This window comes from Sphingobium sp. TA15 (genome assembly GCF_037101235.1).
In the GTDB taxonomy this organism is placed as follows: Bacteria; Pseudomonadota; Alphaproteobacteria; order Sphingomonadales; family Sphingomonadaceae; genus Sphingobium; species Sphingobium indicum.
Genome location: NZ_AP025355.1, coordinates 1,977,514 through 1,989,611, shown reverse-complemented (window position 1 = coordinate 1,989,611; position 12,098 = coordinate 1,977,514). Strand labels below are relative to the sequence as shown.

The window sequence follows — 12,098 nt, the reverse complement described above, 5'->3', positions numbered from 1 at the left end:
AGAGAGCCGCCAGCCAGTCCAATACGGAATTCTTGTGCTGGTGATAGGCAAGGCCTATCAACGTCCCCAGGCAGGCGGTGAAGAAGCCCATGGATCTGGATGCACGACCATATCGCTATTTTGTCACGGTGGCGGAGAAGCTGTCCTTCCGGCGCGCCGCCGAAGCGCATAACATCTCCCAGCCCGCCTTGTCCGCGCAGATCAGGGAACTGGAGCGCCGACTTGGCTTCCCGCTGTTCACGCGCACCCGGCACAATGTGGAATTGACGGCGCAGGGAACGCTGTTTTTGGACAATGCCCGGCGCATCATCCTGGAAACCGCCCTGATCGGCCGCGCGGCAGAGGAAATCCGCCGCGACTGGCTGCGCGTCGGGATCGCGCACCACATGGCGGGGATTCCCGAACGGAATGCCCTGGTCGACCGCTTCCTCGCGGCGCGGCCGGACAACAGGCTGCGCATCCATGGCCGGGCGCCGGCCCAGCTCTATCAGGAACTGGCGGACGGCATGATCGAGGTGGCGATCAACCTGGAAGTAGGGGGATCGGGCGCATCGCGTTCCGCCGTGGAAACCGGGATGGCGGACGAATTTCCCCGCATCGTGCTGGGCAGGCGGCCCGTGGCGCTGGCCGTCCCGCCCGGCCATGCCCTCCATGGCGTCGACGCGGTCGCCCTGTCGCAGCTTGACGGATGCCGGATCGGATCGCTCAGCCGCGCCCATGGCGTCCGCCTGTCGGAGGTGATCGCCAGGGGGCTTCGCCAGGCCGGGGCCGAGCTTGTGAACCTGCCCGAAGGCGATGCGCCCGCGCTGATCCGCTATGCCCCGATCTTCGGCATCCCGGTCATATCGCTGGGATGGTTCGCCATGCCGGAGGAAAGGGAGGGCGGGCGATTGAAGCAGGTCGCGGTCGAGGGGTTGGGCATCGAGACGGAACTGGTCGCCATCCGCAGCCGTCGGCCGGCCCGCGCCGCCGTCGATCGTTTCTGGGATCTCATGAAGGAAGGCGCGGGCGATGCGGCCGGGGCGCTGCCTCAGGCGGGCGTCACGCCGGTTCGACCGTCAGGACCGAACCCTCCGCGCCCGTCACCCTGACCCTGGCGCCCATCGGCGCGTCCGGGCCGCGGCAGGACCAGACGCCGTCCCCCACCTTCACACGGCCCCGGCCATTGTCGATCGGCTCGACCACGGTGACGACCTCTCCCACCAGCCGGGCGGCGCGGTCATTGAGCAGCGGGTCTTGCGAATCCACCGGATTGGCCGTGTACCAGCGCCGCCCGCCCCAGACCGACAGGAGGCAGAGGCCCGCGAACAGCAGCAGTTGCAGCGGCACGGAAATCGGGAAGGCAAGCGCGACAAGGCCCGTCACCGCGGCCGCCAGCGCGACCCAGATCAGGAACACGCCCGGTATCACCACCTCGCCCATGGCGAGCAGCGCGGCGAAGACCAGCCAGCCCCAATGATCGTCCAGCATGGCGAGCCAGCCGGTCATGCCCGCGTCCATCACGCCGGCCCCTGTCCGAACGGGCCGCGGCGGGTCGGCGCGGCGGGCGGCGTGGGAGGCGCGCCTTCGCCCAAGGCCTCCTTCGCCAGCGCGCCGATGCCGCCCAGCGTGCCGATCAACTGGGTCGCCTCGACCGGGAAGAGGATCGTCTTGGCGTTGGGGGAGGTGGCGAACTGGCTCACCGCCTCGACATATTTCTGGGCGATGAAATAATTGATCGCCTGCGCATTGCCGCTGGCGATGGCTTCGGAGACCATCTGCGTCGCCTTGGCCTCCGCCTCCGCTTCGCGCTCGCGGGCTTCGGCGTCGCGGAAGGCGGCTTCGCGGCGGCCTTCGGCTTCCAGTATCTGGCTCTGCTTCTGCCCTTCCGCCTTCAGGATTTCCGATGCGCGCAGGCCCTCCGACTCCAGGATCAGGGCGCGCTTCTCGCGCTCCGCCTTCATCTGGCGGCCCATGGCGTTGACGATGTCGGCGGGCGGGCGGATGTCCTTCAGCTCCACGCGGGTGATCTTGATGCCCCAGGCGTTGGTGGCGTGATCGACCACGGAGAGCAGGCGGGCGTTGATCTCGTCGCGCTTCGACAGCGTCTCGTCCAGGTCCATCGACCCCATCACCGTGCGCAGGTTGGTGGTGGCGAGCTGCATGATCGCGACATAGAGTTCCGACACTTCATAGGCCGCCTTGGCCGCGTCCAGCACCTGGAAGAAGACCACGCCGTCGACCGACACCATGGCGTTGTCCTTGGTGATGATCTCCTGCCCCGGAATGTCGACCACCTGCTCCATCATGTTGATCTTGCGCCCGACGGCGTAGAAGAAGGCGGGGTAGAAGTTGAGGCCGGGGCGCGCCACTTCGGTGAAGCGGCCGAAGCGTTCGATGGTATATTGATAGCCCTGGCGCACGACCTTGACGCTCACCGCCAGGTAGAACAGCACCAGTAATGTCACCGTCAGCGCGAATGTCGTCAGCATGCCTGCACTCCCCCAGAAATCCGCTTGGACTATGACGCGAAATCATCAATGGGGAAAGGCAAAGGAGTATCGTCATGTTGTTGCGCCACGCCCGATCGCTGCTGTTCCTGCCCGCGTCCAACCCCCGCGCCATCGCCAAGGCGCGGACGCTGCCCTGCGACATGGTGATATTGGACCTGGAGGATGCGGTGCCCGACGACCGCAAGGAGGACGCGCTGGGGAACGCCGTCGCGGCGGTGGCGGAGGGTTTCGGCGGACGGCTCTGCGCGGTGCGCATCAATGTGGAGGGCGCGCCGACGCACGGGCGGGAGATGGTGGCGCTGAAAGGCTCCGCCGCCGATTATGTGGTGCTGCCCAAGGTGGAGAATGCCCGCCAGGTGAAGGACGTGTTCAGCGTCTGCCAGAAGCCGGTGATCGCGATGATCGAGAGCGCGGCGGGCGTGCTGGCGGTGCAGGCGATTGCATCGGCGGAGGGCTGCGCGGGGTTGTTCATGGGGAATAACGACCTGCGGCAGGATCTGGGGATACCGCCCTCGGCCGGGCGGGAAGGGCTGGCCCTGTCCCTGCAGTCCGTCATGCTGGCGGCGCGGGCGGCGGGCATCGCCGCGTTCGACGGCGTGTTCAACCGGCTGGACGACGAGGCCGGCTTCGAAAGCGAATGCGCGGCGGGGCATGCGCTGGGCTTCGACGGCAAGACGCTGATCCACCCTAGTCAGGTGCCGGTCGCCAATCAGGTGTTCGGTCCGGACCCACAGGCGGTTGCCGATGCGCGGCGGCTGATCGAGGCGGCGACAGGCGGGGCCGAGCGGTTCGAGGGACGGATGATCGAGAGCATGCATGTCGAGGAAGCGAGGGCGCTGATCGCCAGGGCTGACGCGGTGTCGGGTTAGGCCGTGTCGACAAACCTGGAGTGGGGGAAATGGCCAATCGCTGACATCAGTTTTCCGTCACCCCGGACTTGATCCGGGGTCCCGCTTTCTTGTCTGAGCGCCCGCCTCGTCCAAGGCAGCGGGACCCCGGATCAAGTCCGGGGTGACGAATAGGGGGAGGGGTAACGAATAGGAGAATGGCCGCTCCCCACCCAAATCAGCCATTCGGCGCGTTCTGAACTTGTCCGCGTCGTTTCACTTCGCCGGCTTGCGGAAGCGCAGCGTCATCCGGTCGCTTTCCCCTATGGCGAGGTATTTCGCCTTGTCGACCTCTCCATGGCGCAGCGTCGGGGGTAGCGTCCAGACGCCCTTTTCCCAGTCGGCGCTGTCCTTGGGATTGGCGTTGATCTCCGACGATCCGGCATATTCAAAGCCGGCCGCTTCGGCGAGGCGGCGGACGGTCGAGACCTTGAGGTAGCCGCTGGTCTTCTCCCGCGCCGTGTCGCGCCCTTCGGGCAGACGGTGGTCGACGATGCCCAGCGTGCCGCCCGGCTTCAGCAGGTCGTAAAAGGCCTTGAACGTCGCCGCTTCCGTCCCGCCCATCACCATATTGTGGACATTGCGGAAGGTCAGCAGCGTGTCGACGCTGCCCGCCGGAATGAGGCCGGTCTGGTCCGGGAAGGGGACGACCTTCACCTTGCCGTAGACGTCCGGCTTTGCCGCGAGGAACGCCTTGTAGCCGTCCAGCGAGCGGCCGGTGGGCTGGAGCGCGTAGAAGGTGCCCTTTTCATGCAGCAGCGGCGCCAATATTTCCGTGTACCAGCCGCCGCTGGGTGCATATTCGACGACGGTCTGGTTCGGCTGCACCCCGAAGAAGGCGAGCGTTTCGGCCGGATGGCGATAGGCGTCGCGGGCGACATTGGCGGGGGTGCGGCTGGGCGCGGCGATGGCGGCGGCGATCGGATCGGCCGCCTGGTGATGGTGCGCATGCTGGGCAGCGAGGGGAAGCAGCGGCAGGGACAGGCCGGTCAGCAGCAGGGCGGCGCGGGCTAAGCGGTTCATTGGCATTCCTCTTTTCCTGGGGGATGTCCGATGTGCCCGCGATGCAGGCCGCGCGCAAGCGTGCCGGCGGGAAAATCCGTCCGCCGGCAACAGATTGTTACGGAATGCGCTTTGCGGGCCGGTGCCTACAGGCAGGCTTCCAGGAAAGGCTGGTCGAAGCCGAACTGGCGCGCCTTGTCCAGCGTATAGGGACGCAGGCCCATGGAGCGATATTCCCCGATGATCTTCCCGCTGTCGTCCTCGTCATGATATTCGAACTTGAACAGTTCCTGGGTGACGATGACGTCGCCTTCCATGCCGATCACCTCGGTCACGTTGGTGACGCGGCGCGAACCGTCGCGCAGGCGCTTCACCTGCACGATCAGGTCGACCGAGTCGGCGATCTGCTTGGAAATGGCTTCCTTGGGAATCTTGATGTCGCCCATCAGGATCATGTTTTCCATACGGCCCAGGCACTCGCGGGGCGAGTTGCTGTGCAGCGTGCACATGGAACCGTCATGGCCGGTGTTCATCGCGGCGAGCAGGTCGAAACACTCCGCGCCGCGGATTTCGCCCAGGATGATGCGGTCGGGACGCATGCGCAGGGCGTTCTTGACGAGGTCGCCGATGGTGATCGCGCCCTGGCCCTCCAGGTTCGGCGGGCGGGTTTCCAGCGGCAGCCAGTGCGGCTGTTGCAGGCGAAGCTCCGCCGCGTCCTCGATGGTCAGCACGCGCTCGCCGGGGTCAATCATCTTGGAGAGGGCATTGAGCATGGTCGTCTTGCCCGAACCCGTACCCCCCGAAATCACGATGTTGAAGCGGCATGCGCCGGCGATCTTCAGCGCCGTGCACATCTTCTGGCTCATCGCGCCCCATTGGGCGAGCATGTCGAGCGTGATCGGCTTGGCGGAGAATTTACGGATGGAGATGGCGGTCCCGCGCAGGGACAGCGGCGGCACGATGACGTTGACGCGGCTGCCGTCGGGCAGGCGGGCGTCGGCCAGCGGCGTGGTCTGGTCGACGCGGCGGCCGACCTTGTTCACGATGCGCTGGGCGATCTGGAACAGATGCTCCTCGTCGCGGAACTTGATCGGCGCGATCTGGAGCTTGCCCTTCTTTTCGATATAGGTCTGTTCCGGGCCGTTGACCATGATGTCGCTGACGTCGGGATCGGCCAGCAACTCCTCCAACGGGCCGAGGCCCAGCAGCTCGTCCACCAGCACCTTTTCCAGCGCGAACTGTTCGCGGCGGTTGAGGGTCAGCTTCAGTTCCGCCAGCACCTCCATGATGATGGGCCGGAATTCCTCGGCCAGTTCATCCTTGGTCAGCGTGGCGGCGGCTTCGGGATCGACGCGCTCCAGCAGGCGGGGGAGCACCTGCTCCTTGATCTTGTGGACGGAGGCTTCGAAACCCTGCGGCCCGGCATCCGCGGCATGTTCGGCATTGGCGCGATCCGACAGGCGCTGCATCGCGTCGGCGTTGCGCTGCATCTGGCTGGTGGGGGCGGAGAGCGGGTCGAGCGGCGCTTCCGGAGGCAGGGCCGTCATGTCCAGGGGGGGAAATTGATCGCCGCCCTTGGCCTCTTCCCTGGGCGCGCCGCCTTGCATGGGGCGAGCAAGGCCGAAGCCGGGCTTTATGCCCGAAGGTCCATTTTTACGTCCGAACGCGCTCATGATTCTCCGCCGAAATGATGTGCATCAGCCATGCCTGTTAAAGGTGAATAGCGCGGAAACTTTGATAAATGGCTAATGCGGCGGGGATGGCGGGGCCGTGGCGACGCCTGGTTCGGCTTCGCATGATCAGCGCGGAATCGAAGCGGATTTATTTCGTTCTGATGGAGCCGCTGATCCCAAAAAGGCCGCGTTCCGATGAGGAGCGCGGCCTTTTTGGGATCAGCGGGGCGGTCGGGCTGTCGATCGGCCTGTCAGCCGGCATGCTCCGCAAGGACGGTGAGGCCCTTTTCGTTGACTTCGGCAAAGCCGCCGCGGACCGGGATCACCTCCGGCGCGGCGCCGGCGCTGGCGAAAACCTGGATCGCGCCGTCGCGGACGGTCGACATGAAGGGCGCGTGGCCCTCCAGCACGCCGAAGTCGCCATCGGTGCCGGGGACGACCACCTGATAGACCTCTTCCGAGCGGACGAGCTTTTCCGGGGTCACGAGTTCGAAATGCAGTGCCATCTTTGACTCTCCCCCCTCCCGCAAGCGGGAGGGGCAGGGGGTGGGTGCGATTGCGCAAGCAATCGCCTGCAACGCTTTGGGATAGGTGGCTCCCCCGGATCAAGTCCGGGGTCGCTGCCCACCCCTGGCCCCTCCCGCTTGCGGGAGGGGAACAGGTCGCTCTACGCCGCTTCCGCAGCCAGCTTCTTCGCCTTTTCGATGGCTTCGTCGATGCCGCCGACCATGTAGAAGGCGTTTTCGGGCAGATGGTCATATTCGCCTTCGACCACGGCCCTGAACGACTTTACCGTGTCCTCGATCTGGACGAACTTGCCCGAAATGCCGGTGAAGACCTCCGCGACGTGGAAGGGCTGCGACAGGAACTTCTGGATCTTGCGGGCGCGGGCGACGGTCAGCTTGTCCTCTTCGCTGAGCTCGTCCATGCCCAGGATCGCGATGATGTCCTGCAGCGACTTGTACTTCTGGAGGATCGCCTGGACCGCGCGGGCGGTTTCATAATGTTCCTGGCCGACGACGCGGGGTTCCAGAACGCGGCTGGTCGAGTCCAGCGGGTCGACCGCCGGATAGATGCCGAGTTCCGAAATGGCGCGGTTGAGAACGGTGGTGGCGTCCAAGTGCGCGAACGAGGTCGCGGGCGCCGGGTCGGTCAAGTCGTCCGCGGGGACGTAGACGGCCTGCACCGAGGTGATCGACCCCTTGTTGGTCGAGGTGATGCGCTCCTGAAGGGCGCCCATGTCGGTGGCGAGGGTCGGCTGATAGCCCACGGCCGAAGGAATACGGCCGAGCAGGGCCGACACTTCCGCGCCAGCCTGGGTGAAGCGGAAGATGTTGTCGACGAAGAACAGCACGTCCTGGCCTTCCTGGTCGCGGAAATATTCCGCGATGGTGAGGCCCGACAGGGCGACGCGCGCGCGGGCGCCCGGCGGCTCGTTCATCTGGCCGTAGACCAGCGCCACCTTGGAGCCTTCGGAGATTGCGTTGCCGTCGGCGTCCTTGGCGATGACGCCCGCGTCGAGGAATTCGTGATAGAGGTCGTTGCCCTCGCGGGTACGCTCACCGACGCCCGCGAAGACCGAGGTGCCGCCATGGCCCTTCGCGATGTTGTTGATCAGTTCCTGGATCAGCACGGTCTTGCCCACGCCCGCGCCGCCGAACAGGCCGATCTTGCCGCCCTTGGCGTAAGGGGCGAGAAGGTCGATGACCTTGATGCCGGTGACGAGGATGCTGGCGTCGGTCGACTGGTCGACGAATTCCGGCGCCTTGGCATGGATCGGGGCGGAAAGGGTGGTTTCCACCGGGCCGCGCTCGTCGATCGGTTCGCCGACGACGTTCAGGATGCGGCCGAGCGTGGCCGGGCCGACGGGAACGCTGATCTGCGCGCCGGTGTCGGTGACTTCCTGACCGCGGGTCAGGCCGTCGGTCGAGTCCATCGCGATGGTGCGGACGGTGTTCTCGCCCAGATGCTGGGCGACTTCCAGCACGAGGCGCTGGCCGTTGTTGCTGGTTTCCAGAGCGGAGAGAATCGCGGGGAGCGCATCCGGGAAGGTCACGTCGACGACGGCGCCGATGACCTGCGAAATGCGGCCTACATTGTTGGTGGTTGCCATGACTGCTTCCTTGCGTGCGTGATCTTTAAAGGGCTTCTGCGCCCGAGATGATTTCGACCAGTTCGGTGGTGATCGCGGCCTGGCGGCTGCGGTTATACTGGATGGTCAGCTTGTTGATGAGGTCGCCTGCGTTGCGGGTCGCATTGTCCATGGCGGTCATCGACGCGCCCTGTTCGGATGCGTTGTTTTCCAGCAGCGCCTTGAAGATCTGCACCGTGACGTTGCGCGGCAGCAGGTCGTCCAGGATGGCTTCCTCGCTCGGTTCATATTCCACCGTCGCGCCGATGGCGTCGCGGTCGGCGTCGGCCGGGATCTTGACGGGGATGATCTGCTGTTCGGTCGGGATCTGGGCGAGGGCCGACTTGAACTGCGAGAAGAAGAGGTGCGCGACGTCGAACTTGCCGTTCAGATACATGTCGGTCAGTTCGCGGGCGATCTCCTCGGCCTGGGCATAGCCCGGTTCCTTGACGCCGGTGGTGTCGAACTGGGCGACGATCATGCCGGGGAAGGTGCGGTTGATGACCGGGCGGCCCTTGCGGCCGATGAGGTAGAAGCGCACGGTTTTGCCCTGCGCGATCAGTTCGTCGGCCCTGGCGCGGGCGGCCTTGACGATGTTGGCGTTGAACGCGCCGGCAAGGCCGCGGTCGGAATTGGCGACGACCAGCAGATGAACCTCGTCCTTGCCGGTCCCGGCCAGCAGCGGGGACGCGCCTTCGCCCGAACCGCCCGCGATCTTCGACGCCAGGCTGGCGACGACCGCTTCCAGGCGGCTGGAATAGGGGCGGGCGGCTTCGGCGGCGGCCTGCGCCTTGCGCAGCTTCGCGGCGGCGACCATCTGCTTCGCCTTGGTGATCTTCTGGGTCGATTTCACCGACCCGATGCGCAGCTTCAGTTCCTTGAGGCTAGCCATAGTTCAAACATTCCGAGCAAGGGCCAGACGGCCCGCGAGACCAAAGAAACCGACGCCCATGGCGCCTTCGAACCAGCGCATCGCGCTGCTCTGCCCGACCTTGCGTCCCGCCTTGGTGGCGAGGATGGCGAGAAGGGCGCACCAGAGGAAGCCCAGCGCATAGACGATGGCGATCAGCAGCATGCCCTGCCACGGCGCGTCCGGGCCGGTGCCGACGAACTGCGGCAGCGCGGCGAGGAAGAAGATCGCGACCTTCGGGTTCAGCACGGTGCTGACGAAACCCTGCATGAAGGGCGATCCGCCGATGCGCATCCGGGGGGCTTCCGAAGCCGGGGCGGGCTTGAGCGCGCTGCGAACCATCTGCAGGCCGAGCCAGGCGAGATAGATCGCGCCCGCGACCTTCACCGCCATGAACAGGCCCGGCACCGCGTTCAGCACGCTGAGGAAGCCGAAGCCGCACAGCGCCATGTAGAACAGCCCGCCAAGCTGGATGCCGCCGATGGCCGCCATCCCCGCCCTCAGCCCACGGCGCGCGGCGTGGCCGGCCACCAGCATGGTGTCCGGTCCCGGCAGCAGCACCAGACCGATCGACATCACGGTCCAGGCGAGGAGGGAATGGGCGGTGAGCATTATCGCGGCTTCATTCTTCCTTTTCTCGTCATGCCAGCGGAAGCTGGCATCTCTTGCCTCCAGGGTCGTCCTATCCGGCCTGAGATCCCAGCTTTCGCTGGGATGACGGGGGTTGTGCGTTACGCGAAGGTCTTGCCGAAGCTGTCCAGCGCGGCCTTCAGCTTGCCTTTGGCGTCATCGCCCAGATCCTTGCTGTCGCGGATCGCGGCCAGCACGTCGGCATGGTCGTGGCGCAGATAGGCCAGCATCAGTTCCTCGTAGCGGGTCACGTCCTTGACCGGGATGTTGTCCAGATAGCCGTTGGTGCCCGCGAAGATCGACGCGGTCTGCTCCTCGAAGGGGAGGGGCGAGAACTGGGCCTGCTTCAGCAGTTCGGTGAGGCGCGCACCGCGATTCAGCAGCTTCTGGGTCGAGGCGTCGAGGTCCGAACCGAACTGGGCGAAGGCCGCCATTTCGCGATACTGCGCCAGTTCCAGCTTGATCGAGCCGGACACCTTCTTCATCGCCTTGGTCTGCGCGGCGGAACCGACGCGCGACACCGACAGGCCGACGTTGATGGCCGGACGGATGCCCTGGTAGAAGAGGTTGGTTTCCAGGAAGATCTGGCCGTCGGTGATCGAGATCACGTTGGTCGGAATATAGGCCGACACGTCGCCCGCCTGCGTCTCGATGATCGGCAGCGCGGTCAGCGAGCCGGCGCCGTTGGCGTCGTTCATCTTCGCGGCGCGTTCCAGCAGGCGGCTGTGCAGGTAGAAGACGTCGCCCGGATAGGCTTCGCGGCCCGGAGGACGGCGCAGCAGCAGCGACATCTGGCGATAGGCGACGGCCTGCTTGGAAAGGTCGTCATAGACGATCACGGCGTGCATGCCGTTGTCGCGGAAGAATTCGCCCATGGTGACGCCCGTGTAGGGGGCGAGATACTGGAGCGGAGCGGGCTCCGAAGCGGTCGCGGCGACGACGATCGAATATTCCATCGCGCCATTTTCTTCGAGCTGCTTGACGATCTGCGCGACGGTCGAGCGCTTCTGGCCGACGGCGACGTAGATGCAGTAGAGCTTCTTGCTCTCGTCGTCGCCCGCGTTGATGCCCTTCTGGTTGATGAAGGTGTCGATGGCGACGGCGGTCTTGCCGGTCTGGCGGTCGCCGATGATCAGCTCGCGCTGGCCGCGGCCGACGGGGACCAGGGCGTCGATGGCCTTGAGGCCGGTCTGCACGGGTTCGTGCACCGACTTGCGGGGGATGATGCCCGGCGCCTTGACTTCGACGCGCTTGCGCTCGGTGTACTGGATCGGGCCCTTGCCGTCGATCGGGTTGCCCAGGCCGTCGACCACGCGGCCCAGCAGGCCCTTGCCGACCGGAACGTCGACGATGGTGCCGGTGCGCTTGACGGTGTCGCCTTCCTTGATCTCGGCGTCGGAGCCGAAGATCACGACGCCGACATTGTCGGCTTCCAGGTTGAGCGCCATGCCCTGCACGCCATTGGCGAACTCGACCATTTCGCCCGCCTGGACGTTGTCGAGGCCATGGACGCGGGCGATGCCGTCACCCACGGTCAGCACGGAACCGACTTCGCTCACCTGCGCTTCGGTGCCGAAATTGGCGATCTGGTCCTTGATGACCTTCGAGATTTCTGCGGCGTTGATATCCATGTTCAGCCTTTCAGCCTTTCATCGCGTGGGCGAGACTATTCAAACGGGTGCGGATGGAGGAATCGATCATCTGGCTGCCGATCTTGACGACCAGCCCGCCCAGGATCGCGGGATCGACCCTGGCGTCGAGCGCGACCTCGCGGCCGACGCGGGCGCGAAGGCCCTGTTGCAGGGCGCTGACCTGTCCGGCGTCGAGCGGATGGGCGCTCGTCACTTCTGCGCGGACCTCCCCCTTGTGATTCGACAGCAGCGTTTCATAGGCGCGGATGATCGCGGGCAATTGCGAGAGGCGGCGGTTCTGAGCCAGCACGCCCAGGAAATTCGTGGTCAGCGGATCGAGACCCATGGCGGATGCGACGGCGGCGATCGTCTTGCCTGCTGTATCGCGGCTGAGGACGGGGCTGTTCACCAGCCCCTTGAAGTCCGCCGATTCGGCCAGTGCCGCCTTGAGCGCAGCAAGGCTCGCCGCGACGGTGTCGAGCGTCTTGCCGTCGCGGGCCAGATCGAACAGCGCCACCGCATAGCGGCCGCTGAGGCTGGCCTGAATACCGCCGGTCGTCTCCACGCGCTTACCGTCCTCCACTTGATACCCGGCCCTGATCCGCCGGTCATGCAAAAAGGGGGCGCGGTTCTGTTCGTCCCGGTCCCCTGTTGGGGGGCCGGTTAGCAGTGGGATTGTGACTATGCAAGCCATGGAACGCGATTCGACCGTCAGTATGAAATCATCGCGATTTGACGGGGT

Annotated in this window: 12 protein-coding genes; 2 read left to right on the top strand and 10 right to left on the bottom strand. The window is 65.7% G+C overall.

The features are described 5' to 3' along the window. The first annotated feature begins 89 nt into the window (after positions 1–89). On the top strand, positions 90–1,091 hold the full coding sequence (locus Sj15T_RS09875; RefSeq protein ID WP_013040867.1) for a LysR family transcriptional regulator: 1,002 nt from the start codon (positions 90–92) through the stop codon (positions 1,089–1,091). On the opposite strand, the gene Sj15T_RS09870 is transcribed toward Sj15T_RS09875, so the two are convergent. Further along, positions 1,042–1,488 (bottom strand): NfeD family protein, encoded by a 447-nt coding sequence (locus tag Sj15T_RS09870; RefSeq protein ID WP_031293183.1) that lies wholly within the window; start codon positions 1,486–1,488, stop codon positions 1,042–1,044. The two genes, Sj15T_RS09875 and Sj15T_RS09870, sit on opposite strands and share 50 nt — an antisense overlap. A gap of 11 nt (positions 1,489–1,499) precedes the next feature. Next, entirely contained in the window at positions 1,500–2,471 is a 972-nt protein-coding gene (locus tag Sj15T_RS09865) for an SPFH domain-containing protein (RefSeq protein ID WP_007683643.1), read from the bottom strand. 74 nt (positions 2,472–2,545) lie between these two features. Between Sj15T_RS09865 and Sj15T_RS09860 the strand changes: the two genes are divergently transcribed. After that, entirely contained in the window at positions 2,546–3,361 is an 816-nt protein-coding gene (locus Sj15T_RS09860; protein ID WP_007683644.1) for a CoA ester lyase, read from the top strand. A 234-nt stretch (positions 3,362–3,595) separates the two neighbouring features. On the opposite strand, the gene Sj15T_RS09855 is transcribed toward Sj15T_RS09860, so the two are convergent. The 8 genes from Sj15T_RS09855 to Sj15T_RS09820 form a co-directional block, all read right to left on the bottom strand. Further along, a complete protein-coding gene (locus Sj15T_RS09855; protein WP_007683645.1) occupies positions 3,596–4,402 on the bottom strand; it encodes a class I SAM-dependent methyltransferase in 807 nt (268 codons plus the stop codon). 125 nt (positions 4,403–4,527) lie between these two features. Next, complete coding sequence (locus Sj15T_RS09850) at positions 4,528–6,054, bottom strand: CpaF family protein (RefSeq protein ID WP_013040865.1); 1,527 nt, start codon at positions 6,052–6,054, stop codon at positions 4,528–4,530. Between the two features lie 251 nt (positions 6,055–6,305). Further along, positions 6,306–6,560: an ATP synthase F1 subunit epsilon gene (locus Sj15T_RS09845; protein WP_007683647.1), complete on the bottom strand. Its 255-nt coding sequence runs from the start codon at positions 6,558–6,560 to the stop codon at positions 6,306–6,308. Positions 6,561–6,721: 161 nt separating this feature from the next. Then, positions 6,722–8,167, bottom strand: a complete 1,446-nt coding sequence (gene atpD / locus Sj15T_RS09840; protein ID WP_013040864.1) for a F0F1 ATP synthase subunit beta — start codon at positions 8,165–8,167, stop codon at positions 6,722–6,724. Between the two features lie 25 nt (positions 8,168–8,192). Next, complete coding sequence (locus Sj15T_RS09835; RefSeq protein WP_013040863.1) at positions 8,193–9,077, bottom strand: F0F1 ATP synthase subunit gamma; 885 nt, start codon at positions 9,075–9,077, stop codon at positions 8,193–8,195. 3 nt (positions 9,078–9,080) lie between these two features. Beyond that, the gene (locus Sj15T_RS09830; RefSeq protein WP_013040862.1) at positions 9,081–9,707 is read right to left on the bottom strand and encodes a LysE family translocator; all 627 of its coding nucleotides are present in this window, start codon (positions 9,705–9,707) and stop codon (positions 9,081–9,083) included. Between the two features lie 119 nt (positions 9,708–9,826). Continuing rightward, the gene (gene atpA, locus Sj15T_RS09825) at positions 9,827–11,356 is read right to left on the bottom strand and encodes a F0F1 ATP synthase subunit alpha (RefSeq protein WP_013040861.1); all 1,530 of its coding nucleotides are present in this window, start codon (positions 11,354–11,356) and stop codon (positions 9,827–9,829) included. A gap of 10 nt (positions 11,357–11,366) precedes the next feature. Next, positions 11,367–11,921: a F0F1 ATP synthase subunit delta gene (locus tag Sj15T_RS09820; RefSeq protein WP_013040860.1), complete on the bottom strand. Its 555-nt coding sequence runs from the start codon at positions 11,919–11,921 to the stop codon at positions 11,367–11,369. Positions 11,922–12,098: the final 177 nt, after the last annotated feature.